The 26,059-nt window shown below is 38.4% G+C and carries 21 protein-coding genes; 2 read left to right on the forward strand and 19 right to left on the reverse strand.

All coding sequences use genetic code 11. The features are described 5' to 3' along the window. Nucleotides 1-128 precede the first annotated feature (128 nt). Nucleotides 129-1,253, forward strand: coding sequence for an MBL fold metallo-hydrolase (locus J416_RS02005; protein WP_003463732.1), 1,125 nt, complete (start codon nt 129-131; stop codon nt 1,251-1,253). Nucleotides 1,254-1,432: 179 nt separating this feature from the next. Here the strand turns inward: J416_RS02005 and pelA are convergent, their stop codons facing one another. Further along, nucleotides 1,433-5,125: a pectate lyase gene (gene pelA / locus J416_RS15255; RefSeq protein ID WP_003463733.1), complete on the reverse strand. Its 3,693-nt coding sequence runs from the start codon at nt 5,123-5,125 to the stop codon at nt 1,433-1,435. Between the two features lie 135 nt (nt 5,126-5,260). Beyond that, the gene (locus J416_RS02020) at nt 5,261-6,091 is read right to left on the reverse strand and encodes a helix-turn-helix domain-containing protein (RefSeq protein ID WP_003463734.1); all 831 of its coding nucleotides are present in this window, start codon (nt 6,089-6,091) and stop codon (nt 5,261-5,263) included. Between the two features lie 189 nt (nt 6,092-6,280). Here J416_RS02020 and J416_RS02025 point away from each other — a divergent pair, with 189 nt between their 5' ends. Then, entirely contained in the window at nt 6,281-6,742 is a 462-nt protein-coding gene (locus J416_RS02025) for a hypothetical protein (protein ID WP_003463735.1), read from the forward strand. Between the two features lie 149 nt (nt 6,743-6,891). On the opposite strand, the gene J416_RS02030 is transcribed toward J416_RS02025, so the two are convergent. From J416_RS02030 to phnE, 17 genes are all read right to left on the reverse strand, one after another. Beyond that, nucleotides 6,892-7,653 carry a DUF4367 domain-containing protein gene (locus J416_RS02030; RefSeq protein WP_003463738.1) on the reverse strand — a complete coding sequence of 254 codons (762 nt, stop codon included), beginning with the start codon at nt 7,651-7,653 and terminating at the stop codon, nt 6,892-6,894. Beyond that, the gene (locus J416_RS02035; protein WP_003463739.1) at nt 7,650-8,225 is read right to left on the reverse strand and encodes an RNA polymerase sigma factor; all 576 of its coding nucleotides are present in this window, start codon (nt 8,223-8,225) and stop codon (nt 7,650-7,652) included. Before J416_RS02035 ends, J416_RS02030 begins: the two co-directional genes overlap by 4 nt. 191 nt (nt 8,226-8,416) lie before the next feature. Then, entirely contained in the window at nt 8,417-8,899 is a 483-nt protein-coding gene (locus J416_RS02040) for a DUF2798 domain-containing protein (protein ID WP_003463740.1), read from the reverse strand. A 151-nt stretch (nt 8,900-9,050) separates the two neighbouring features. Continuing rightward, nucleotides 9,051-10,046, reverse strand: coding sequence for an acrylyl-CoA reductase family protein (locus tag J416_RS02045; protein ID WP_003463742.1), 996 nt, complete (start codon nt 10,044-10,046; stop codon nt 9,051-9,053). A gap of 482 nt (nt 10,047-10,528) precedes the next feature. After that, nucleotides 10,529-11,689 carry a multiple monosaccharide ABC transporter permease gene (gene mmsB / locus J416_RS02050; RefSeq protein ID WP_003463745.1) on the reverse strand — a complete coding sequence of 387 codons (1,161 nt, stop codon included), beginning with the start codon at nt 11,687-11,689 and terminating at the stop codon, nt 10,529-10,531. A gap of 1 nt (nt 11,690) precedes the next feature. Next, on the reverse strand, nt 11,691-13,223 hold the full coding sequence (mmsA, locus tag J416_RS02055; RefSeq protein WP_003463746.1) for a multiple monosaccharide ABC transporter ATP-binding protein: 1,533 nt from the start codon (nt 13,221-13,223) through the stop codon (nt 11,691-11,693). Nucleotides 13,224-13,307: 84 nt separating this feature from the next. After that, nucleotides 13,308-14,411 (reverse strand): multiple monosaccharide ABC transporter substrate-binding protein, encoded by a 1,104-nt coding sequence (chvE, locus tag J416_RS02060; RefSeq protein WP_003463749.1) that lies wholly within the window; start codon nt 14,409-14,411, stop codon nt 13,308-13,310. Between the two features lie 150 nt (nt 14,412-14,561). Beyond that, a complete protein-coding gene (locus tag J416_RS02065) occupies nt 14,562-15,764 on the reverse strand; it encodes a response regulator transcription factor (protein WP_003463752.1) in 1,203 nt (400 codons plus the stop codon). Continuing rightward, nucleotides 15,739-17,565 (reverse strand): cache domain-containing sensor histidine kinase, encoded by a 1,827-nt coding sequence (locus tag J416_RS02070; protein WP_003463755.1) that lies wholly within the window; start codon nt 17,563-17,565, stop codon nt 15,739-15,741. The genes J416_RS02065 and J416_RS02070 overlap by 26 nt, the downstream gene beginning before the upstream one ends. 25 nt (nt 17,566-17,590) lie before the next feature. Further along, entirely contained in the window at nt 17,591-18,586 is a 996-nt protein-coding gene (locus J416_RS02075; protein ID WP_003463758.1) for a substrate-binding domain-containing protein, read from the reverse strand. Between the two features lie 183 nt (nt 18,587-18,769). Next, nucleotides 18,770-19,618: a putative RNA methyltransferase gene (locus tag J416_RS02080; RefSeq protein WP_003463760.1), complete on the reverse strand. Its 849-nt coding sequence runs from the start codon at nt 19,616-19,618 to the stop codon at nt 18,770-18,772. Between the two features lie 84 nt (nt 19,619-19,702). After that, nucleotides 19,703-21,625 carry a BglG family transcription antiterminator gene (locus J416_RS02085; RefSeq protein WP_003463763.1) on the reverse strand — a complete coding sequence of 641 codons (1,923 nt, stop codon included), beginning with the start codon at nt 21,623-21,625 and terminating at the stop codon, nt 19,703-19,705. Nucleotides 21,626-21,670: 45 nt separating this feature from the next. Continuing rightward, nucleotides 21,671-23,059 (reverse strand): glycoside hydrolase family 1 protein, encoded by a 1,389-nt coding sequence (locus tag J416_RS02090; RefSeq protein ID WP_003463765.1) that lies wholly within the window; start codon nt 23,057-23,059, stop codon nt 21,671-21,673. Nucleotides 23,060-23,071: 12 nt separating this feature from the next. Continuing rightward, nucleotides 23,072-23,377 (reverse strand): PTS sugar transporter subunit IIA, encoded by a 306-nt coding sequence (locus J416_RS02095; RefSeq protein WP_040512633.1) that lies wholly within the window; start codon nt 23,375-23,377, stop codon nt 23,072-23,074. 58 nt (nt 23,378-23,435) lie between these two features. Beyond that, complete coding sequence (gene celB / locus J416_RS02100) at nt 23,436-24,713, reverse strand: PTS cellobiose transporter subunit IIC (RefSeq protein WP_003463770.1); 1,278 nt, start codon at nt 24,711-24,713, stop codon at nt 23,436-23,438. 21 nt (nt 24,714-24,734) lie between these two features. Next, a complete protein-coding gene (locus J416_RS02105) occupies nt 24,735-25,043 on the reverse strand; it encodes a PTS sugar transporter subunit IIB (RefSeq protein ID WP_003463771.1) in 309 nt (102 codons plus the stop codon). 199 nt (nt 25,044-25,242) lie between these two features. Then, the gene (gene phnE, locus J416_RS02110; protein WP_003463772.1) at nt 25,243-26,049 is read right to left on the reverse strand and encodes a phosphonate ABC transporter, permease protein PhnE; all 807 of its coding nucleotides are present in this window, start codon (nt 26,047-26,049) and stop codon (nt 25,243-25,245) included. Nucleotides 26,050-26,059 lie beyond the last annotated feature (10 nt).

Here is a 26,059-nt window from a genome sequence, read left to right on the forward strand (position 1 = left end):
TTCTATCGAACATCTTATACTATTGTAACAAAGAACAGACTGCATTCGTAGAACGATTTGTTTCACGAATACCTAATTGGGTATAATATGTAGCAAGACATCTTATGATGAAACGGAGGAATGTACAAATGACAAATCAAACAGTATCAACGGACCACGTAGCAAAAAAAATTCTTCAGCAAAAACCAATGTATTTGCTCGATGTTCGCAAAACGAGCGACTTTAATGATTGGAAAATTGAAAGTGAATCATTTACTTATAAAAATGTCCCTTTTTCAGAAGTGAAAGAGGATGTTGACGCCCTTGTAGAAGAATTACCAAAAGACCGTGATATTATCATCACTTGTGCCAAAGGGATCTCAGCAGGTAAAACAGCTGAAAAACTAAAAGAAGCTGGAATGGAGAATGTCTATCCGCTAGAAGGTGGGATGCGTGCTTGGAGCGAGCACTTAGAACCCGTAAAAATTGCTGATATTGAAGGTGGCGCGATTTATCAATTGATCCGTCTCGGTAAAGGTTGTTTATCCTACATGGTGATATCAGGTGATGAGGCTGCCGTTATTGATCCAACACGGATGACTGATGTATTTGTTCATTTTGCAAAAGAAAAAGGCGCGACCATTCGTTACGCCATCGATACCCATCTACATGCTGACCACATATCTGGCGGACAAGCATTAGCAGAACAAACTCAAGCTCGTTATTATTTACCGCCAAAAGACGCCACAGAAGTAACATATGAATACGAGCCACTAGAAGGTGGAAATACGATAACTGTTGGTGAGGCTACCATAGAGGTAGAAGCTTTATATTCACCGGGGCATACGATCGGGTCAACTTCACTCATTGTGAACCAACAATTTTTATTCACGGGGGATATTCTGTTTATTGATTCGATTGGACGTCCGGATTTAGCAGGAAAGGCAGAAGACTGGGTAGGGGATTTGCGTGAAACGCTTTACAATCGCTATAGGAAACTTAGTTCATCATTGATCGTTTTACCTGCCCACTTTGCTACGAATCATGAAATGAATCAAGATGGTTCAGTCGCAAAAACATTAGGCGATTTATTTGCCAATAACCACGGATTAAATGTTGAGGATGAAACATCGTTCCGAAAAATGGTCACTGAAAACTTACCTCCTCAGCCAAATAGTTATCAGCAAATCCGTGAGACAAATATGGGAAAAATCAATCCTGCTTCAGAGGAAAAACAGGAAATGGAAACAGGTCCCAACCGTTGTGCCATATAATTTTCAGATATAGCTGACTTTTATTAAACATTTTCTTTTCTATCATAGTTTATAAACATAACGTAACTGGAAAAATACGCTCGCTGCGGGAACTTGGCACTCTCGGGTTCCCCTAGCGTCTCGTATATTTTCCAGTTACTTAGATCCATTCACGACTTCTTTATATTTCTAAATGGCTATTATTCAACGCTTATGTCTGGTGTCCAGCCATCGAGTACATTTTTCACCGTATATTCTTGAGCTTCTTCGTTACTTAGTTGTCTTCTACTATCATTTACGACAGCGCCTGGCCCCTCATTATTGTATTCATATAATCGAGCATCTTCAGGTTGAAAGCCGCCCATTTCCGTCCAGCCTTCATCTTTAATATGCTCACCTAAATGACTGTTCATATAGACCACATTCGCGATTGCGCTTGGATTACTACTCGGCTGCCAAGGCCTGCCGAGATACACCGTATTTTCTGGTGCATCACTGGTCAGTGTACTATTCAAAAACAAAAAACCAAATGGTTGGTCCACTTGAGTGCTAGCTGCGGTGATATAACCATTATTGCTATCAGATCCTCTATCTAACGAATGGATCGTACAGTTTTCAAATACCGCACGCGCTGCACCAAAGATAAAATCGACATCTCCTTCTATATAACTTTCATAATAATATTGTGAACCTGAGTGAGCGAGCAACGTGTCTTGATTCCCTAATAATCGTACATTTTGAAAAACCATGCGTTCTCCTGATGCATTCACCGCAACAGCTTGCTTACCTTCTACATCTAAAGATTCATCAAAGCTGTTTTCAATCGTCAAATTTTTGATCGTCATATCATCTGCTCGTAAAAACGCCGTTGCACTTCCACTTGTTCCGATCGTTCCACCGACACCGTTCTCTTTACCTGCATAATTGTCATAACGAATAACTGTATTCTCTTCATCTTCCCCAATCAATGTGACATGCGGTTTATCTGTAGGTATATCGATCACTTCTTCATAAACACCCTTTTTAATTAAGATCTCCACCGGCATATCATTTCCTTCTGGCACAGCGTCTACTGCAGCTTGCACCGATTCATAATCACCAGAATCATCTTTTGCCACAACGAGTTTATTTTCTATCGCCTTCATATTCTCAGTAAAATCCTCCAATTTTTCTACTTGGCCTTCAACAAGAGAACGTCCTTTTGAATCTGTACTACTTTCTCCCACGACTTGAGCATACACATTATGAACGAAATATCCTGTGGTTTCTGCTGTTTCCAATAATAACTGGCCGTAGCTACCACCCCATTGGTATCCGTTTCTTCTTTCGGCCTCGATCTCATGAATATCATGTTTAATCACACCATCGCGTCCAGAAAAGATTGGTTTATTCGTACCAATTTCATAAAATCGATACCAAGTGACTGCATCTTCATCTTCAACAAAATACTCACCGTTTTCATTGCCGCCACTCACATAGCGAACTCCTTCTAATTTCACTTCATCATACCACTGCAAGGCCGCCTTTACCGATTCACGAATTTCAGAAGACTCATCCATTCGTTCCATCAAAAAGCGTGTAATACCAACCGATTCGCTACCAGAAATCGAAGGATGCTCGTAACTGCGAGCGCCGACGGGTTCATACGTTTCAGGGTCATGTTGTTGCCCCCACGCTGTCTTCACCCCATCCACTTCAATTTGCGCTTGTAAAATATAATCAACTGCTTGATCAATTCTTCGTTCTATTTCCTTGCGATCGCTATCCGAAATAATATCGGTATGATATGGGTAGCTTTGATTGACGATATCATCGTACATGTTCAATACACGAATCATAGCTTCATCATTAAACGTCACCATATCAGAATAATTCCCGCGTCGTGGATAGACTTGAGCAAAACCACCACTTTCATATTGAAGGTCATATAAAAAGCTGAGACCTTTCTGAAAACTTTCTCTATACTTTTCCTCCCCAGTCGCAGCATATACTTCAGCTAAAAAAGCCATTTCCTTAATCGTCGCATCATTATCGATCATGCCCAGTTCTACTCCATCACTGTTGCTCCATTCGGAACGAGGGGCTTCACCATCCCACGAAGTACTATAATCAATACCTTTAGACCAGCCACCATGATCCATCTGCCAACTAATCATATGGTCCGCTCGCTCTTTGGCCGACTCCACATCTCCACTAAAAGAAGGTTCCTCTTCTTCTAGATAAAAGTGGCTACCATCTAACGTTTCCATCGTTTCATAAAGAATCACCGTATTTCCGAAACGATCTGTTGTCACTGTAGCATATGGTGCGCGCAATGTTCGGTTTAAGAGTGGCGACAAACTATCCCAGCTTCCCGTTGGAACAGATAACTCGATATCATTTATGTCTACTTCTCCTAGCGACCCATTCATCGTCACAGCGATAAGTTGCTCATCCAACGCATCGACTCTTGCCACACGAAGATGATCATTCGTTTTATCAGATTGATCTGTTAAACGATCAACCATTTCTTTCGCTTCCGCCCAAGTCATGTCACTCTTAATGCCGTAATTATTTGGAGAATTCGGATTCATAATCCCTTGCCTTGCTAACTGTCCTATCATACCGGATTTTTCTTCCTCTTCTGGTACCATGTCCATCAAATCACCAATAATTAAAGCAACTTCTCTCTTGCTTAATGATGAATTGATCGGCAAGTCTTCCCATAAAAATGCTGGAACGTAATGATTGGCTTTGGCAATCTCTGCAGCATAAATTCCCCAATCGTCTTTCTCCACGTGACCAATCGACGTACGTGGATCCATATTTTGAAATTTTTCTTGATCACTAAAACCGAATGCTCGATTGATAAGTGCTAATAACTCAATGCCTGTAATCTTCTCATTCTGTTTATTGCTTATGTCTCCCACAACGCCTAATTGTCGTAATTTCTTTAGCGTCAAACCATCAACAAGCTCTTCTAATGGGACTTCTTCTGTCTCTACCGGCGCAAACTCATTATCCGTAGTGATCCGATTATGAATATTGAGATGATCAATATTTCCGCCACCCTCTGCACCAGTTGCCGTTAATCGAATCGTTTGGTCACCTGCTGGAAGATCAATCTCTGTTGATGCTACCTTCCACTCGGCCCAATCACCAGTTGGTGGAAATGGTAATTCTTGTTTCACTTCCCCATTCACACTAATTTCAGCTGGGCGATTGCTACCACCGGCATGAGCATAGCGAAAGTCCACACGATACGTACCTGCTACCGGAACATTGACATCCCATTCAATAAAACCACCTGGAGCATTTGGATTATAATCAACAAAACCTGTCCCCGTAAAACCTTGATGTTTATTATCTGTAATAATTCCTTCTCCTTCAGCATCTTCCGCCTCTTCTATCATATCGACGGAACGATAAACATATAAATGGTCAATATTTGCACCACCTTCAGAAGCAGTAGCTGTCAAACGAACCGTATGAGTACCTTCAGATAAAGCTACCGTTTCGGTCGTATACATATAATCGTCAAAATCACCTGTTTGTGGGAAATCTTTTTTCTCATTTACCATCTCGTCATCTACTTTCAATGTTGCATGACGATTATCAGGTTTACCATGTGCATAACGTATCGCCAACACATAGTCTGCTTCTTTTTCTACATCAATGGTCCATTCAACAAATCCTCCTGGTTCATTGGGATCAAAATCAATAAAACCATCACCTGTAAAACCCGTATGTTTATTATCAACAATAAATCCATCGCCCTCGGCATTTTCCGCTTCATATAATTGCCCTGGGTATTGAATCGTTTCTTCTGCTTTCATACTATGACCTGCAAATGCCCAACAAAAAATGATACCGACTACGACCAAAGCAACCTTCCAACACTGATTCAATTTCATAGCATCCACCTTTCTATTAATAGATAGCGCTTTCATAATTTAGTATAGCAATAAAGGGAAAACATTTTTTGCAGACTTTTGGTCAGTTAGATTACATTTTTTGTTGGTATGATATGCCCATATAGTTGACTATATTTATTCCTTTTTTCGACGAAACGCACTTGGAGCAATACCGACGATTTCTCGAAACATCCTGTAAAAATGAACATTTGTGGTGTAACCGACTTGAGATGCTATTTGATTAACTTGAAGATTCGTTTCCTTTAATAGACGTTCAGCTTCGGCCACTCGTATTCGATTGACATAACTAGTGAAACTATAACCAGTAACTTGTTTAAACATGCGACTTATATAATGCTCGTTAAGATGGAAGCGCTCTGAAAGAAAACGAAGTGAGAGGTCTAAATAATAGTAAGAATGAATAAACCCCAATAGTTCAGATACATGGTGCTGATACCGCTTATCAACAAAGATATTCTCTTCATGGGTTGTGAGAATCCGTCTACTTTCAATTAACAATTGTGATAGTAGATTTTGCAAATAGAGTTGAGCATATGGATCATGCGCCTGGTATTCTTCAGTCATTTTATAAAATAACTGATTGAAGAGTGCAATGTCTTGATCCGGAATCGTCAATACATGTGGCCCTTCCGCAAATAATTCTTGTATGATTCCTTCATACGACGACGTAAGAAAACTTCCATGAAAATTGAGTACAATTCGTTGATGCGCGACTCCCTGTTTTTCAAATGTTTGATGCAAAGTATTTCGATCAATGAATACCATTTGGTTTTCATGTACTTTAAATTCCTGACCTTGGATACGATAAAAACGTTCTCCTTGTACTAAATAATAGATTTCATAATCATGATGTAAATGCGGCACCTTCATTTGCTTTGTATTTTGTTGATCGGCTACATGGACATAAATCGATTGATTCCGGATCGATGTGTTCACCTTTTCCACCGATATCCCGCCCTTCTATTTTACGCTATATACTAGATATTTACGTGACAGAACAAAAAATTCCTGCTAAATGAATGAAAAACGGGTCATTATAACTATCATATTTTGTTATAAAGTGGTGTGACCTATATCGTAAACATTGCGTCTATTATATGTATGATAATTCCAAATTTTGAAAGGAGAATGAATATGAAGGCAATGGTTCAATTGTGCATTGTAACGATGGTCATATGCGTAGGGGGTGTTCTGTTTACTTCCACTCTCGTTGCTCATGAGAAACCGACCTCTGATCAAAAAGACAACCTCATTTCCATCCAAGCGACTGACTACATTCTTGCTGGTGAATCAAGCTTACGGGAAGCTGGTGATGATTGGCTTACTACTAGCTGTCGTACCCGAGCAAAAGTCGACGTTAACCGTATCTCCTGTCATATCTTCTTGCAATACTGGAACTCATCATCTAGTGAATGGCGTAATACCGGTGCGAGTCAAGAATATGTAAGTTATTCTTCCGATGATGTTAGAGGCTATCCTGAATTTTCAAACCTCCCAAATGGGTACTATTATCGAATTCAAACATCCCACGTTGTTAGACATCTTGGCATCTATGAATCTTTTACAAGTACAACTTCATATGTTTTGATTGATTAGAAAATGATCCACTGGGACAAAAGAGTAATTAGAAAGGAGAAATCTGAACATTAAAGTTTAAGTTCACACACCACTTAGGCAAAATCCTTCGCTTAACATAAAATTGTTCGGATTCTTGCTCTCGCTATTTAGTTTTGTCCCAGCCTCCCTTAATGGATCGAGCGAGCAATTGAAAGAATTTTGTCACGACTAATATTTCCTTCCATCCGCCAGTGAAACGTATGGTCTTGCCATTCCACTTGGTAAAATTCTTCTTTATACAAGGTCAGTGTAGCTTGATAATGATTGATCTCAATTTTCTCAACCGACGTATCCTGATTGTCAATAATTTGAGAATTTGACAAACTTTCACCAGGAGCAGATTGCTCAACCATCAAATACTGTTCATCATCACTCATATAATTCTGCTGTACTCGTTGTATGTGATTTTCCTGATGATAATAAACAACCACTTGATCGAGTGAGAAGTTGTCTAGTAATTTGCTCGGTTGATGAAGGTCAAAGTCTGTTATTTGTTGTGCTTTGCTCCAACTCATTTGTCTATTTTCTATCTTATTTTTAGATACATTAATGTTGCTAAATTCCTTATCCACTTGATTCGGTTCCATCGATGGATCATGACTTGAATTTGTAATCTGAGTCACTTCACCTTGCTCTTGAATAAAATATTTCGTAATCCAACCAAAGGCTTGCATATCGCTGGCATATAAAAATACGGTCCCTATCAAACAAATGAAGAATATGGAAACCGCCGTGAATAGCGATCGATATTTTCTTTTCGGTCTTTCACGTTTCAACCGCCCAACGATTTGTTCCCAATTTTTTTCCTTTTGATCATATTCATCTTCTACTTGATAATACTCCTCTGTCAACCATTGCTGTAGTTTCGAATCGTGGCCATGATCATTCATCGATTGTCACCACCAATCCAACTTCGTTTCTTATCACGCTCGATCATATCTTTCAATACCTTTCTAGCCCGGTATAACCTTGTTTTGACTGTTCCCATTTTTACATCTAGAAAATTAGCGATCTCGTGAACCGACCATTCATGAATGTACTTTAACAAAATAATTTCCCGATACTCAGGCTTTAATTCGTTAATAATCTCTAACAAATCTTCTTTTATCAGTCGCTGTTCCACAATCGTTTCCAGTTGAGCTACTTCTTCTGGATTATAGTCAATTAAGTTTTCGTTCGATTGATCGATTTTAACTTCTGTTTTACTTTTTCGCTTACGTAAAATATCAATCGCTGTGCGAGTTGCTATCGTCGATAACCAAGCACCAATTCGCTCTTTATCCTCGATTCTATCCATATGTTTATATGCTTTTACAAAGGTTTCTTGCAAAGCATCTTGCGCTAAATAAGTGTCTCTCGTAATAAAATAAACATCACGATACACCCTCGAGTAAAACATATCATAGAGTAGACGGAATTCTTCTTCAGTAGGTTCCGTTTTTTTAAAAAATTTTCGCCACATATCCCATCGCATCCTTACCTCTATTCAATCAATATAGAAAATTATAACATTTATCCCATATTATGAAGTGGGTTTTTGTAAATTTTTTATATTTTTTATCATAATAGGTTTGAATGCGAAAAAAGAGCATGCGTAGCTAACGCATACCCTTTGTTTACATTAAAGTATCAGTAAAAATTTCAAAAACTTAATTAATGAACAACTGCTTTATTCTTTTGTATAACATTCGTGAACACAAATCTCACAAGTGGCCCCATAACTAATAATTGAAGCGGTAATGCAAGGATGAAATTTTTAATAAATATCGTTCCATACATTCCTAACATACTATATTCACTTAATCCTTGACCGACATATGTCATAACAAGCCCAAATAAGGACATAAAAAAGACCATGCCTAAGATCATGAAAGCTGATATATTTAACACAACCAAAAGCTTCTTCGACTTATCAAATGGAAGGGCAAAGGTGATTTTCTTCGCTAGCGGACCCACAACAAACAAATCTAACAATAACGCTAAAACAAATCCACACATCACTTCTATTAAAACAGTATGAAAGGTTAATTCCTCTACGGTACCGATGACAAAAAGGTTGTACGAAGCCATCACCGCAACCATACCTGAGCACATCATTAAACCAAAAATAAAACTTTCCTTCTTATTTGTTGGCATAACAAACATCTCCCCCTCAATCACTTTTCTAGTTGCTTAGTATAGCAATCATTTCCTTGTTATATAAGTGAACATTTTGTGAACATTATCAATATATAATTACTTTCGTACATACAAGGGGGATAAATTTCTCAAGAACGCAACTATATCGTTATTTCATATTAACAAGTATTCTCCCACGAATGTCACCTTTTAATAATTTTGGCAACATATCTGGAAGTTGTTGTAGCGTGATTTCTTGATCAATGAAATCTTCGAGGCGATTCGGTTTCCATTGAGTGGCTAATTGATGCCAGATGTCTTTACGCACAGTCATCGGACAATAAACAGAATCAATTCCTAATAAACGAACGCCTCTTAAAATGAACGGAAACACTGTTGTTGGCACCTTGGTTCCTGCTGTTAGCCCACTGACAGCTACCGATCCACCGTATTGAATTTTGCTTAACACGGCGGCCAGCGGATCTCCACCCACTGAATCAACCGCACCGGCCCACGTTTGTCTGGCTAACGGCTTAACTTTTCCTCCATCAACATCTTCACGTGAGATCACCGAAGAAGCACCGAGTTGCAACAGATAATCCGTTTCTTTATCTTTCCCTGTGCTTGCTTCAACGTGATAACCTAATTGGGATAATATCGAAACCGCAAAGCTGCCGACACCACCAGTCGCACCCGTTACGAGCACTTTGCCTACATCAGGTGTTAGGTTCGACTCTCGAAGTTGTTGCACTGATAAAGCAGCAGTAAACCCTGCTGTTCCTATAACCATAGATTCCTTGAGGGAGAGACCATGCGGAAGTGGTACGATCCAATCGGCTGGAATATGTGCATATTCGCTAAAGCCACCAAAGTGGGACACACCGATCTCATAACTCGTAGCGATCACTTGATCCCCTTTTTGAAAACGTTGATCCGTTGACGCCACAACTTCACCTGCTAAATCAATTCCTGGAACCATCGGATAATGTGAAACCACGCCTCCATTTTGAGTTGTAGCCAAACTGTCTTTATAATTTATGCTAGAATAAAAAACACGTATTAACACTTCGCCCTTAGGCAAATCATCTAGTGTAAGTGTTTGAATATCTACTGAGAATTGTTGCTCTGTTTCATTGACGACAAGTGCTGAAAATGACTGATCCATTCTTCATCCATCCTTCCCATATGTAAAAACTTGATCTTATTTCACTTCTTATGATGATTATAAATCATAATCAAACATAAAAGCACGACATCCATCCCCTAGTCAAGTCCAGAAAAAAGCCTCGTTATCATGTGAAGTTTTCCCAGTAAAATGAGTATTACTCGGAAATTAGCAATCGATGCTAGCTACATTTCCTAATGAAACATCCGTTAGCCTATTTTTCAATGCAAACATGATTTACCACAACAGCTATTTGAAGCATACATGTATTTTCCGTGCAAACAGAATTCACTACAACAGCTGTTTGAAGGATAAATGCATTTTCGATGCAAATAGAAGCCTGTTAGCTCATTATTTGACGCATATAATCATATTCGACGCAAACAGCGATTTCCGCCTCCTCTTTTTGACGCATATCACATATTATACAAAAAGATTTACATAAAAAAGATGAGTGCTCACCCTGCACTCATCTTCATCGTTTAACCTTTATTTTTGTTATATACATCAAAACCGACAGCGATTAATAGGACCATACCTTTAATAAACTGTTGCCAGTCGATACCGATACCAATTAAAGACATCCCATTGTTCATGACACCCATGACTAAGCCACCGACAATGGCACCGATCACCGTACCGACACCACCAGCCATAGATGCACCACCAATAAATACGGCAGCAATCGCATCTAGCTCAAGCATTTCTCCAGCAGCAGGTGTTGCTGAATTTAAACGAGCTGCAAACATCAAGCCCGCTAAAGCAGCTAATATACCGTTATTGACAAACACACCAAACACGACACGCTTGGTTTTAATACCGGAAAGATCTGCCGCCTTTTTATTACCACCTGTAGCATAAATATGACGACCCATGACTGTATTTTTCATAATAAACGTATAAATAACGATTAAAAATAAAACGATGACTAACACCATTGGCATACCTTCATTTAAAGCCAACTGGTAGGCGAACCAATTAATGACAAAAACTAAAATCGCCAGCTTTGCTAACGTTATCCAAACGGGAACGACCTCAAATTTATATTGAAGTTGTGTCTTACGTCTATTAAACTCCAAATAAATCAACACTAGCGAGATAACGGCGGAAAATACGAGGGTTAAAATGTGTATATCACTACCACCGAACAAATCAGGTAGGAATCCACCGCTAATGTTTTGAAAAGACTCTGGGAAAGGGGCTAGTGATTGACCATTTAATAAATAGAGCGTTAACCCTCTAAATATCAACATGCCAGCCAATGTTACAATAAATGATGGAATCCCAATATAGGCAATCCAAAAACCTTGCCAAACCCCAATAACAGCCCCTGCTAAAATTGACAAAACAACCGCTAGCCAAACGGGGACATCATGATTAATCATTAACACACCTGCAATCGCCCCGATAAAGGCTACTACAGAACCGACTGATAAATCAATATTTCCGGTGATAATGACTAACACCATACCGACTGCTAACACGAGTATAAATCCATTTTGTAAAATCAGATTGGTTAAATTTAAAGGCGTAAATGTAACACCATCGGTTAAAATCCAGAATAAACCTGTAATTAAGACTAAAGCAATGATCATACCATATTCTCTTAAATTATTGCGAAATAAATGAATGATCGTCTGCATGCTATTTCCCCCCTGCTCCTGTCATATAGTGCATCATATTCTCTTGATCCGCTTCACCACGGTTGAATTCACCCGTGATCTCGCCTTCATTCATGACGTAGATACGATCAGATAATCCAAGAACTTCTGGCAATTCTGATGAAATGACGAAGATGCATTTCCCTTGTTGCGCCAGGTCATGAATCAATGAATAAATCTCAAATTTAGCACCTACATCGATGCCTCGTGTTGGTTCATCGAGAATAAGTATATCTGGTTCCGTAAAAATCCATTTACTTAAAACCACTTTTTGTTGATTGCCCCCACTTAAATTACCTGCTACTTGATTAATCGATGGAGTCTTAATATTTAATGTTTCCGTTAAATGTTGCGCATCTCTAATTTCTTGATTGGCATCAACTACTTTACGTCGTGCGATACGCTGAAGGTTCGCCAACGTAATGTTTCCTTTTATATCGTCAATTAAATTCAAACCATATGTTTTGCGATCTTCTGACACATACGCCATTCCATGAGAAATCGCATCACTTACTGTATGAGCTTGAATTTGCTTTCCATCTTTATATAATTCACCGCTAATTTTCCTGCCATATGATTTGCCAAACATACTCATGACAAGTTCCGTTCTTCCAGCACCCATTAAACCAGCTAATCCAACAATCTCTCCTTTGCGAATCTTCATATTGACATCTTTAATCAATAATTCATGTGATCGTTGTGGGTGATATACATGCCAATTTTTCACTTCAAAAACGGTTTCGCCAATATTTGGCGTTCGTTCAGGAAAACGGCTCGTTAATTCTCGACCCACCATACCCTTTATAATCCGTTCTTCCGAGATATCTTCCGTTCTCGTATCCAAAGTCTCAATCGTCTTACCATCGCGGAGAATTGTAATCGAATCCGCAATTGACGACACTTCATTCAATTTATGAGAAATAAGAATGGAAGTAATTCCTTGTTCCTTTAAATCAAGTAATAAGTTTAGTAAATTCTCACTATCTGTTTCGTTTAATGCTGCTGTCGGCTCATCTAAGATTAATAGTTTTACATTTTTTGAAAGAGCCTTTGCAATTTCTACTAATTGTTGTTTCCCAACCCCAATATTCATTACAGAGGTTTCCGGTGATTCTCGTAAACCAACTTGATCAAGTAATTGTTGCGATTGTGAAAAAGTATCTTGCCATTTCATAATTTTGTTCGATTGTCGCTCATTACCTAGAAAGATATTTTCAGCAATCGACAAATAAGGGCTTAACGCTAATTCTTGGTGTATAATCACAATGCCTTCGTTTTCACTTTGTTTAATATTTCTAAACTGACTTTTTTCACCTTTAAATACAATGGAACCCTCATACGATCCATATGGATGCACACCACTTAATACTTTCATTAGTGTCGATTTCCCAGCGCCATTCTCACCGACGAGTGCATGAATTTCACCATGTTGCACTTTAAGGTTTACGTCATCTAGCGCTTTTACACCAGGAAATGTTTTGGTGATGGATTCCATTTCCAAAATATAATCCGACACAAGCTCACCACCTTTTCATACTCAGCATTTGTAGAACGTCTGTAGTGGTATTGTAATCACCACTACAGACTGAGCTTTTAAACGTTACTCAAGTTCTTCTTCTGAATAGTAACCGCTATCAATAACAATTTCCTGATAGTTATCAATATCAACAGACACAGGCTCCACTAGATAAGAAGGTACGACTTTTTCACCGTTATCGTATGTTTCCGTATCATTTACTTCTGCCTCTTCACCATTTAAAATCGCTTCCGTCATATCGATCGCAACGGCAGCAAGATCACGCGTATCTTTAAATACGGTTTGCGTCTGTTCGCCAGCAATAATTGATTTAATGGATGCAACTTCAGCATCTTGCCCAGTGATGACAGGTAGCGGTTGATCATCGGTACCATAGCCTACCCCTTTTAATGCTTGAATGACACCACGACTAATACCATCATATGGAGAAAGCACGGCATCTACCGTTTCGCCTGAAGCATAAGAACTGCTAAGAATGTTCTCCATACGCGATTTTGCTTTGTCACCTGACCAGCGCATCGTTGCTGTTTGCTCCACATCTGTTTGCCCACTTTGAACAACTAACGTTCCATCGTCAATATACGGTTGTAATACAGACATCGCGCCATCCCAGAAAAAGTAAGAGTTATTATCATCAGGAGAACCGCTAAACAATTCAATATTAAAAGGCCCTTCTTCCTCTTTCAGATTTAACGCTTCCTCGATATATGAAGCTTGTAACACCCCCACTTGGAAGTTATCAAAAGTCGCATAATAACTAACATGAGGTGACTCCATGATTAAACGGTCATATGCAACAACTTCAATATCTTGCTCATTTGCTTTTTCTAAAACATTGGTTAATGCAGTACCGTCAATGGATGCAATAACCAGTGCGTCCGCTCCCTTTACAATCATGTTTTCGATTTGTTCTATCTGTTTATCCACATCATCTTCGGCATACTGAAGATCTGTTTCGTACCCCTGTTCTTCTAACTGCTTGACCATATTATTTCCATCATCTACCCAGCGTTGTGACGACTTTGTCGGCATTGCTACACCAATAAGTTGATCGGCATTTTCGCTCGCTCCTTCTCCACCATCTCCAGATGTTCCTTCATCGCTTCCACAAGCCGCTAACATAAGGACAAAACTGAATAATAACATTAGTAATCCAAAGCGTTTCATAATGTAACCCCTTTCAAATTTAAGTTTTATTTTCTTCATGTTTTACTTTAGCATCGTGATATCATGAAAGGCTTTACATTATCTTGATCTATTTTTATAACATTTTAGCTTTGTTCATCTCACAGAAAATGAAGCAATAGAAACATAGCATTAGGCAGAACCTAACGTATGTTTATATTGCTTCGGTGATGTGCCTGTTATTTTTTTAAATGTGTTACTAAAATAATGTTGCGAGTCATAACCGACATATTCTGCAATTTCTCGAATGCTAAGGTCAGTCTTTCGAAGAAGTTCTTTCGCTCTTTGTATGCGAAGATTCGTTAACAAATGGACATAAGAAATACCAAGTTCTCGTTTGATCATTCGGCTTAAGTAAACCGATGATACATGCAATACGCTGGCCAATACTTCTAATGTTAGATTCGAATCATTGTAATGTTCTGCTATATACTCTTGCGCTTTTTTGACAATAGGAGACATCTGAAAAAACTGATCGACTTCTTGTTTAGCCGTTTGATAACAGTTAGGTACAGATTGATAATCCGCTGCTAATTCTACTGTTTTCAACACCACTTTCCTCCCTAAATAATTCCATATGGCATGTTTTATGTGCTGATGCTGATCAACAAGAGACAAATTCCAAATCATTACAGACATCATGTCTTGATCAATATGAGTAACTAACGTAGCAGGTGTATGAATGATTTCCGGTAGCATATTTTCGATCGCCGAAAAATAGATTTGTCGGTCATTCTCATTAACAAAAGCTGGATCGAGGCGATCATCCGTAAATTTGATCAATAGCAAATAACTGGGTGACTCTATTGGCAAATGGAGAAATTGCAGTTGATCTTGAATGTCTTGATTTGTTAGTTTGCCATCCAACCAATCTTGGATCAATCGCTGTTTTAAACGGTCACGATTTCGTTCTACCTGTTGCTCAACTTGATCATAAAACTTTTCCTGTTTCTTTTCTGTTTCTAATTGATGTTGAACATCGGTTAAAATATCAAAGAGTTTGTCTGGGTCGATCGGTTTTAAGATGTAATCTTCTACTTGTAATCGAATCGCTTCTTGCGCATAACGAAAATCATCATATCCAGAGATAACGATCATTTTGCAATGTGGAAGTGTGCGTTTGATCTGCTTCATAGCTGTGATCCCGTCCATAATTGGCATGTTCAGGTCTATAAAAATAATATCTGCTTGATACTCGATTGCTAGTTCTACTGCTTCTTCACCATCTTCTGCTTCTCCGACGACTTTCATTTGCAGCGCCGCCCAGTCAATCGAAGAGCGAATACCCTCACGAATCATCCATTCATCGTCAGCGATCAAGACGTTCCACTCCATCACTTTCATCCCCCTTATCTGTATCATTTGGTAACAAAGGTAGCCATAATTCAACCGTCGTACCTTTTCCTTCCTCACTATTAACGTTCATCCCATACGAATCACCAAACGTTAATTCAATCCTGGCTTGAACATTTAAAAGTCCGTATCCTTTTTTATCTCGTGTGTTTTCAGGATTTTCTGTTCGATTAACCGCCTCTTTTAATGCTAGTTGCATTTCCTTTAACTGATCTTGATTCATCCCCACCCCATCATCACGAATGATAAAATGAAGCATGCCTTGTTTTCTCTCTGCTTGAATTTCAATCATGCCAAGGCCTCTTCGTTCTTTAATACCATGATAAATCGAATTTTCAACAATCGGTTGCAAGATAAATTTCAACATCTTACTCGATTGAACCTCTTCTTCGACATTCATTTGATAATCGAGTTTATGACGATATCTTGTTTGTTGAATACGTAAATAACTTGAAATATGTTCGATCTCCTGTTCAACTGTAATCATATCTTTGCCTTTGCTTAATCCAATACGAAACAGCTTGGCCAATGAACCAACAATTTCTGCTACATCCGTTGCATCTCGTTTTCGTGCCATCCACTGAATCGTATCTAATGTATTATAAAGAAAATGTGGGTTAATATTCGCTTGTAAACTTCGGAATTCAGCGTCTCTCTTTTGTCGTTCTTGTTTTTTCGTTAAGCGCATCAGCCCATTCAATTGCTGAATCATTTTATTAAAACTACGCCCTAACAACCCTACTTCATCATCACGTCTCTCTTGATAGCGTACCTTGAAATCACCAGCTTCTGCTCGTTGCATTAAGTTCATTAATTGTGTAATTGGTTTTGAAATCGAATGAGATAAAAAATAAGAAGCTGAAAAACCAAATAACATGATAATAAATATAAAGATGATCAAATAAAAACGAATTTCACTCATTTCTAACAAGGTTTCTTCTTGTGGGAAAACACCGATTGTCGTCCAATTGGCGAATGAAGATTGTTGGTAAATATACTGAATGCGTTTTCCGTTCATTGTTTTGGAAAATTCCCCAGAAGGCTGTTCATTCACCCACTCCATTGGTATATGCTCGACAATTGGGTCACTCGGTTGATAAATATTTTGTCCCTTTTCATCGATTACCATTAAATAACCAGTTTTTCCTAACCGAACATCTTGTACGGCTTCGGCAATGACTCGAAGTTTTAGATCAATAAGGATGACACCCTTCACTTCATTTGTAAATGGATCTGTCACAGCACGAACGACAGACACGACCTCATCATTCTGGTAATTGACAATTGATGTGAGCCGTCTTCCTTCTGGGCGGCCGATAATTTGAAAGATACCTCGACTTTCTATCGCTTTTTCATACCACGATGCTTCTGTTAGGTCCATCACTGACGGAGCATACAATTCATTGCTAATATACTCTCCTTTATGATTAACCACCATGATTCCAGCAACTTCTGGAGACAACGTAGTAAAATGGCGTAAATAACGCTGAATCTCAAATGTTTGATCTTCCTTTGTTTCCGCTGCGAAAAATTGATCGACTTTTTCATCCCCAGCTACTAGATACGTAATACTTTGCAAATTGTTCATATAAAATGAAAATGTTTCATTTACTTTGCTAATTAACTGCATCGTATGATCATTGGCTTGCTGTTCTAATACTCGTTCTGTTGTCCAATGAAACAAAAATCCTAAGCAGATAATAGGAAGAATACTAATCATTAAAAAATGCGAAATCAGTTTATACCGAATGGGTAAATTATTAATTTGTGTCCAACGCTTCATTTTGAATCAGTCCCATTCCTAGTCATTAATCTCGCGGGTAGTAATCGCTTACATCATCTTTCGTCACAACATGAATCCCTGTATCCATATAACGCGGTAACTGTACATCTTTTTCTTTAGCAGCCAAACCATGTTGCAAATGAAATAGAAATTGTAAAGACCAATATCCCATCTCCCATGTTCCTTGCGCCAAAGTTGCCGAAATCACGCCTTCTTCTACTAAATCAAGTGTTCCCTTATCTGTATCAAAACTAATAATCTCCGTGGTTTCCGTTTTACCCACTTCCTTGATCGCTTGTCCCACTCCAACGCCTCCGTTTGCTTCCGTTGCAAAAATACCATCAATATTTGGATATGTTGCGATCATATCTTCCGTCACTTCTTTCGAAATCATTTGATCTCCCCGTCCATCTTTCACTGAGACAATCTCCATTTCTGGATAATGTGTAGATATTGTTGTCTGAAACCCACGTGTTCTTTCCTGATGGTTTAACTGATTAGGGTGTGTGACAATACCGACTTTTCCTTTCTCACCTATCAATTCAGCCATATGATGAGCAGCTTTCTCCCCTGCATACAGATTATTCGTACCTAAGAAAGCATATGCCTGACTCTTCGGCGCATCAGCATCAAAAGTAACGATAGGAATTCCTTGTTTCACTGCTTTATTAATGGCAGGATTTAATGCTTCAGGATCCATCGCTGATATAGCTATTCCTGCTGGTTTTTGTGCTATCACCTGTTCAAGGACCATGATTTCTTCGTTTACATCATATTGCGTGGCTCCTCGATATTCTACGGACACATTTAATGCTTCAGCTGCGTCTTCGAAACCTTTTAACGGGCGTTTCCAATAGTCAATTCCCGATAAAAAAGTGACCATTACATAGGTTTCGTCCATACTGCCTTTCAACTGATTTTCTGACCACTGATTACTTGACACATCTCGCGTTTGGTATTGATATACATAAACAACGAAGACTGCGATCAATATAAGATAAACAAATAATAGCTTACGCAAATTTGTAACCCCTTTCATTTTGTGAAGTGTAAAGGTAATCACCGCTTGAATCAACAACATACTATTTTATATCGGCATATTTCCAGTTACTTTCAACTGCCACCACTACAATACATATGTTAATATGCGGGCATTCTTGCTACAATAAAAAAATGCACCAACCCTTTTTGATTGGTACATTCGTTATGGTATGCCAATTAGTATGTCCAAATCAATCGTAACATCATCAAATTGTTCGGACCATTTCTCAAGCTGATTACTGTTGCGATGGTGCCACGTTAATGGCGTCATGGTTAATAAATCTGGTCGAATATCTGGATCAATATATCGCGTATATTGCAACCGATGAGTAACGACTTGACGATATTGTTGTTTAAACTGATCTATTGTTGCTCGATTATTATGCGATTGCTGACTATCGTCGAACACGAGCGAACGAATCTCCTTCAAATAATTTTGTTGTGGAACAACTTTAATCACCATGCCTTCAGGTTGCAAAATACGATGGAAGTCTTGATAATTTGCTGGTGATAATAAATTTAGGATGACATCGAATTGATTGGATTGAAATGGGCTATTCGCTAGATCACCAACACACCAAATGCAATCGGAATGATATTTGGCTGCTGTCATGATACCGTCCTTCGCAATATCTAAACCAATACCTGTTACCTGTTCAAATGGTTGGAGTATATGTGATACATGGGATCCCTCACCACATCCTGCATCTAACACAGTGAAGTCGTCCTTACTACTATTCTCCTGTATCAACATCTGGATCAGACGATGAAGTTCATCATATAATCCAGCTTGTATTACTTGGTATCTAGATTCAAAAAGTGTTTTATCATAGTCTGCTGGAGATGATTGCGTATAAAGATTGGCATATCCTTTTTTCGCTAAATCAAAGTGGTGACCTTGATAACAGGTTATTGTGGTTCCTTTTACAGTCATCATCGATTGACAAACTGGACAAGCAAAGATTGTGTCATTGGATGCCATTAATTGTGCCGCACGTTCCACCTTTTTCATTATTTCACGCCCTAACATTTTACGATTGTTCATTTATCTTAACATAGATTGCTATTTATCTGAATATAGGGCATACCTTGATTATTATGACCATGTTTGTTGCTGTAATATTTTACGTATGTCAGCGTAATCTGTTGCTTTCACCATTTGTTGTACGATTGATCGGCTTTCGATGACCTTTCCTAACATGTTATACATATTTTGTAGGTCTTCGCGACTGTTCTTCGCTACACATAGTAAGCAAACAAGTTGCACAGGTTTACCCATCCACATAATCGGTTGCTTCAATGTACAAATGGTTAAAAAGGTCGTTCTCGTTTTGGGTGTAATCGGATGTGGAATCGCAACTAAATTTCCATACGCAGTAGGTGCGACTTCTTCTCGTTCATGAATGGCTTCTAAAAAGCCAGGATCTACTAGTTTCTTCTCTTCAAGTTTTTCGTTAAGAAAGTGTAATACATCGTCCATTGACGTAAGTTGTTGCCTTAAAAAAGTCAATTCTTTATCAAAATATTGTTCAATCTCTTGATTTTCCTGCAATAGATGACTTTCGATTTTGCGAAAATCCTGATGGGTTAGTATCGCATTGACTTCAATGACTGGAGGTACTTGTTTCTCTTCAATTGGAATCGAACTAATAATAAAATCAATTTCCCCTAAATCGAACTGATGAAGTAGATAGTATTCAGTAGCACCAACGATATCTAAGCTCTGGCCAAATTGTGACTGTAATTTATAATAAATTAATTGAGAGGTTCCCAACCCAGACGCACAAACGATTAAACACTTTTTTGATCTTGTCACTAGCTTCCTTCGTTCCAGCGCTGAACCGATATGAATGGCTACATAACCCATTTCATTTTCATCAATGGTTATTGACGTTTGCTTCTCTATGGCTAAACTTGCAACAATAGCTGCTTCGTACGCTAACGGATAACTTTGCTTGATATCTTCTAACATTGGATTTCTAATGTTCATACCATATTTGAAACGGTGGATAGCTGGTTTTATATGCAAATATAATGCCATAAATAATTCCTGATCTTCTGCGATATGTAAATTTAGTTTTTCTTCTACTTTTTGTAATGCGTGGCGTATCACCTCTACAATAGCTGGGTCCATCATGTGTTCTACTTGATCACTGGATTGTGTGATCATTCTCGTTCCTAATAAATGCATCGCAACATATGCTGTTTCTGACGTTGGAAATGTTATTTGATAAGTGGATTCAACTTCATGAACCATTTCTTTCGCGACAGTGTATTCGGTTTGATCTGTCAATTCAAGTAAATCCTTTTGATAGAAATTAACATGTTTTCCGCTTTTTACGCGATAGTAAGCAATTAACATATGAATTGCCAAATTATTGACAGCAATATCGGATAATGTCATACGATGTTTATGAATTTGATCCAGTACAATTTTTGATATCGCATTCATATCTTCTGATGAAATCACTTCTGAATCTACTTCGATGATAGGTTCCTTGCGATCAAAAATATATTCGGCCATACAAAAACGTATATTTAATTCATCACCCGTAACTTTCAACCCATGATTTGGACGTGCTTCTAGAGAAAGTTGATAGGTTTGTAACCTTTTTCTTACTTCTTTCATATCATTCTGAATGGTTGATTTACTAATATAGATTTCATCAGCTATGGATTCGAGTTTTACATAGTCATCTTGTAATAATAGCCGTTTCATGATATAGACAATTCGTTCTTCAGGGTGACGAGGTAAGTGATTTGTACTTAATTTATCTTGATGGAAAATCGTACTTAGCATGGAGCGAAAATGATGATCGTTTGTAATTTCGAGTTGGTATCCTTTACCCATGACCGTTTGAATCGCACCACCATTTTCGCTTAAAAAATCATTCAGTTGTTTCATGTCACTTCTCGTTGTTCGAGACGTCACTTGGTTCACTTTAGCTAAATACCTACTAGATACAGGCCCTGTTTCAGCTAATAACTCTCGTAGTATATGTCTCAACCGAGTATTCAAATGGAATCACCCCCCCTCTTTTCCTAGATATAGAAAATCCCTCTATCAAAAACCATTTTGTTCTGATACTTTTTGAAACCAGTGTGCGCTTTTTTTCAATGTACGTTCTTGGGTTTCTACATCTACTGATACAAACCCGTAGCGATTTTTATAAGCATTCGACCAAGACCAATTGTCCATAAACGACCACATGTGATACCCTTTCACATGACTTCCTTCCTGAATTGCTTGATGGACCCATTTTAAATGCTCACGGATAAAATCGATGCGATAATCATCTTGAATTTCACCTTTTTCTTGAAATCGATGTTCGCCTTGAACACCCATGCCATTTTCAGATATAAACGATTCGATATTTCCATAGTTTTCTTTTAAATTCATTAAAATATCGTAAATGCCTTTTTCGTAAATCTCCCATCCACGATAAATATTCATTTTCCGACCAGGCATCTGATAGTGATCAAAATACCATTCTGGCATAAATGGACTATATGGATTTGGTACATATTCTTTTGCCTTTACCCTGCGTGGTTGATAATAGTTCACCCCTAGTATATCAACTGTATTCGAGCGCAACAGTTCTCCGTCACCTTCTTGCACCTGAGGCAAAAGTTCATTTTCTCGTATAATGTTGATTAATTCTTGCGGATACGCACCTAATACCGATGGATCAAGAAAGCTTCGATTAAAGAATAAATCCGCAATGCGTGATGCTCGTAAATCAGATGGATCACTACTTCTTGGGTAAGAAGGCGTTAGATTTAAGATAATCCCAATTTTCCCTTGATCGATATTCATTTCACGAAATGCGGCAATGGCTTTTGCGCTAGCAATCGCGGTATGATAAGCCACCTGTACCGCTCGTTTGGCATCAACAACGTTAGGATAATGAGCGTCGTACAAGTATCCATTTTCCACAGGCACAATTGGTTCATTGAACGTGAACCATTTACGCACACGATTACCAAACAATCGAAAAGCTTCTTTCGCATAGGCAACATAAGCATCGACAACGTCTCGACTCTCCCAACCGCCTTCATTTTGTAAAGCAATTGGCATATCAAAATGATATAAATTGACAAACGGGTCAATATCATTGGCTAACATATCATCAATCACATGTTGATAGAATTCGACGGCTTCTGGGTTCACTTCCCCTCGACCACTCGGAATCAGACGTGACCATGAAATGGATAAACGATGGGTGTTATGACCGATTTTCTTCATGAGCTGGATATCCTCTTGATATCGATGATAAAAGTCCGATGTTTCTTGTGGACCAACATGGTCAAAAAAACGATTCGGCTCTATCTCAAACCAATGATCCCATATATTTTTTCCTTTTCCTCCTTCATTTGCTGCACCTTCAATTTGTGTTGCAGACGTAGCACTCCCCCACCAAAAATCTTCTGGAAATTGATATTGTAACGACACGTTGATTCCTCCTTATTTATTTCGGTAAAGCTCAATAATCTCAATCGCTAAATCTTTTACAGTAATTGCTGTCATTAAATGATCCTGAGAATGGACGAACATCACATTCACTGAAGTCTCTTCACCACTTGCCTCTTCTTGTAAAATGGTCGTTTGATAGTGATGTGCTTTTCCTAATTCTTCAGTCGCTTCTTGAATCAAGCGATCCGCATCGGTAAATTGCTTCTCTTTTGCCTTTTGAATCGCCTCCATAGCACAGGATCTCCCATTTCCAGCATATAAAATAATTTGGAATGCAATTTCAGTCATTGTCCCCATTTTTTCACCTCTACTCGTTTTTACAAATCTTAATATCTATTTTATCGATGATATACACCTAAGATGGTTCTTCATTTTCGTAATAATTTTTGTCTAATATTTTCAAAAATGGCCACCAGATCAAACAAACCACCATTAAGTTAAACGCCTGTAAAACGGCACCTTGCCATGCGTTACCAGTTGCTAAGAATCCACCGAGTATTGGTGGTGTTGTCCACGGAACAATAATACCCGCTGGTTTGGGTACAATACCGGTTGCCATTGCAAAGTAGGTGATTATCGTAATAACGACTGGTGCGACTAACCATGGAATGATGATTAGTGGATTCATAATAATGGGCAGCCCAAAAATAATGGGCTCATTCACGTTAAAAATACCGGCTGGCGCTCCTAATTTACCTAATTCTTTTAATTGTCTACTTTTTCCAATGACAAAAATTAAAATAATGACAGATAGCGTCATACCCGATCCACCCATACCGACTAAAAATGTATCGATAAATTGCTTCGTCACAATGTTCGGTAGTTCCGATCCAGATTGGAACGCTTGTAAATTCTCATCATTTAACGCATACCAAATCGGATCAAATACGGAATTAATAATAATCTGTCCATGTAAACCGAAAAACCAAAAAATTTGAATCAGTAAAACGGCGATAATGGTTGCCGGCAACCCACTGCCAAGTGCTGTTAATGGTTGTTGAATAACGCTATAAATAAAATTTTGTACAGTATCAAACGGTGTATAACTAAAAATGATTCGGATCACGAGAAAAACAAATAATGTTAATGTAATTGGAATCAATGCGCTAAAGGAGCGCGACACAGCACCAGGGACACCATCGGGCATTTTAATCGTCCAGTTTTTTTGGACAAAAAAGCGATATAACTCCGCTGATATAAAAGCCGTAAGAATACCTAAAAACATGCCTTCTGCACCGATACTCGCAGTAGGAATCACACCTGATACGTCTTCCACTACTTGAGGGGTCAAAATGAGAAATGCTGCGAGTGCAACAACACCTCCATACACCGCGTCCAATTGATATTGTTCGACCAATTTATAACCGATCCCGACAATGACAAATAACCCCATAATACTAAGCGTAGCTGCTGAAGCGGGATTTAAAGCATTTTGATAGGTGGTAAATGCCTCTTCTGTCAAAAGCTGATCCAAGAAAGGAAAGTTTGCAATAACAACAAATATCGAACCAAAAATAATCAATGGCAATGCCACCATAAATCCATCACGCAAAGCAGTTAAATAACGATTATTATTCAACTTATCTGCTACCGGTAATAGGATTCTTTCCAATATCCCCATCACTTTCTCCATATTCGTTCTCCCCCTTATGAATTATTCGTTGAAAAACGCTAATGCTTTCTTTAAAACCGACTCACCATCAACCCTTCCGTAAGCAACTGGATCAATCACATCAACAAACACTTTTTCTTCTTTGGCAGCCCTTTCAAATTTCTTCTTCATAAAGCGCATCTGCGGACCAATTAATAATACATCTGCCTTAGCTAATTCAGAGAACGCTTTATCTTGACCAACTGCCCAAATGTTCACTTCTTCGCCCTTGGATTTTGCAGCTTCCTCCATTTTTGTTACTAAGAGACTGGTAGACATTCCAGATGAACACGCTAACAAAATATTTTTCATTCACTTGTCCTCCTACATTTATTCGTTCTACTTTTATTTTAAGAAGAAAAGGATAGAAGATGAACATATTCTTTTTCCTTCATAGGTAGGAAGTCTTTGAAAACGTTGATATAAGGAGGGGAGTAGGGGATACTTATACAGCAGTCATACACTTTTCATTTTAAACATAGAAAAACTGGTGCTTTTCTGATGGCACCAGTTAACCTCTTACTAATCTAGATCGAATATGATTTGAAAACAGTTCAACGATTAAAATTAATACGACTAAACCAATTAAGATCGACCCAACTTCATTCCATCTGTAGGCGTTCATGCCGAAAATCAATGGAGCTCCAATTCCTCCTGCACCCACCAAACCGAGCACAGATGCTTCACGCAAATTCATATCAAAGCGATATATGGCAATCGACAAGAAGCTAGATAATAACTGCGGGACGATACCATAACGAATTTTTTCAAAAGTGGTGCACCCTAATGAGTTCATCGATTCAAAAATGCTTGTATCCAAATCTTCAATCGCATCAACAAAAAGTTTAGCAAGCATCCCAATCGATAAGAAGCCAATGGTTAGCACACCTGCAAATGGGCCTGGCCCTGTTACACGAACAAACATTAAACCATAAACAATGGCTGGGATTGTTCGTATCATAATCAGTAATAACCGTGTCACAAACGAAATGGGTTTCGGTACGACATTTGATGCTGATAAAAAAGCTAATGGTACGGCTAAACAAGCACCAATAATCGTACCTAGAAAGCCAATCGCTAGCGTTTCGACGAGTAAATACAACACACCTTGTCTAGTCAGATCAAATAATAAATCAAGATCAGGATGCACCAATCCAGATAGTATATTCACCGCAACTGACCATCCATTTTCCACCATTTCATCAAGATGAACAGTCGACAGTGACCAAATAAACAAAATCATCGTAATCGCAATGACAACAATGATATATCGATAGTTTCTAGGTGATGAATAAAGTTGTTTCTGTACGAGATCCATATCGGATAAC

This window comes from Gracilibacillus halophilus YIM-C55.5, assembly GCF_000359605.1.
Taxonomy (GTDB): domain Bacteria; phylum Bacillota; class Bacilli; order Bacillales; family Amphibacillaceae; genus Gracilibacillus; species Gracilibacillus halophilus.

Bases quoted from the DNA above. Each gene is read 5' to 3' on its own strand.
- J416_RS02005 (WP_003463732.1), top strand. From the start codon at position 129: ATGACAAATCAAACAGTATCAACGGACCACGTAGCAAAAAAAATTCTT.
- pelA (WP_003463733.1), bottom strand. From the start codon at position 5,125: ATGAAATTGAATCAGTGTTGGAAGGTTGCTTTGGTCGTAGTCGGTATC.
- J416_RS02025 (WP_003463735.1), top strand. From the start codon at position 6,281: ATGAAGGCAATGGTTCAATTGTGCATTGTAACGATGGTCATATGCGTA.
- J416_RS02030 (WP_003463738.1), bottom strand. From the start codon at position 7,653: ATGAATGATCATGGCCACGATTCGAAACTACAGCAATGGTTGACAGAG.
- J416_RS02035 (WP_003463739.1), bottom strand. From the start codon at position 8,225: ATGTGGCGAAAATTTTTTAAAAAAACGGAACCTACTGAAGAAGAATTC.
- J416_RS02040 (WP_003463740.1), bottom strand. From the start codon at position 8,899: ATGCCAACAAATAAGAAGGAAAGTTTTATTTTTGGTTTAATGATGTGC.
- J416_RS02045 (WP_003463742.1), bottom strand. From the start codon at position 10,046: ATGGATCAGTCATTTTCAGCACTTGTCGTCAATGAAACAGAGCAACAA.
- mmsB (WP_003463745.1), bottom strand. From the start codon at position 11,689: ATGCAGACGATCATTCATTTATTTCGCAATAATTTAAGAGAATATGGT.
- chvE (WP_003463749.1), bottom strand. From the start codon at position 14,411: ATGAAACGCTTTGGATTACTAATGTTATTATTCAGTTTTGTCCTTATG.
- J416_RS02065 (WP_003463752.1), bottom strand. From the start codon at position 15,764: ATGGAGTGGAACGTCTTGATCGCTGACGATGAATGGATGATTCGTGAG.
- J416_RS02070 (WP_003463755.1), bottom strand. From the start codon at position 17,565: ATGAAGCGTTGGACACAAATTAATAATTTACCCATTCGGTATAAACTG.
- J416_RS02080 (WP_003463760.1), bottom strand. From the start codon at position 19,618: ATGAAAAAGGTGGAACGTGCGGCACAATTAATGGCATCCAATGACACA.
- J416_RS02095 (WP_040512633.1), bottom strand. From the start codon at position 23,377: ATGGGGACAATGACTGAAATTGCATTCCAAATTATTTTATATGCTGGA.
- celB (WP_003463770.1), bottom strand. From the start codon at position 24,713: ATGGAGAAAGTGATGGGGATATTGGAAAGAATCCTATTACCGGTAGCA.
- J416_RS02105 (WP_003463771.1), bottom strand. From the start codon at position 25,043: ATGAAAAATATTTTGTTAGCGTGTTCATCTGGAATGTCTACCAGTCTC.
- phnE (WP_003463772.1), bottom strand. From the start codon at position 26,049: ATGGATCTCGTACAGAAACAACTTTATTCATCACCTAGAAACTATCGA.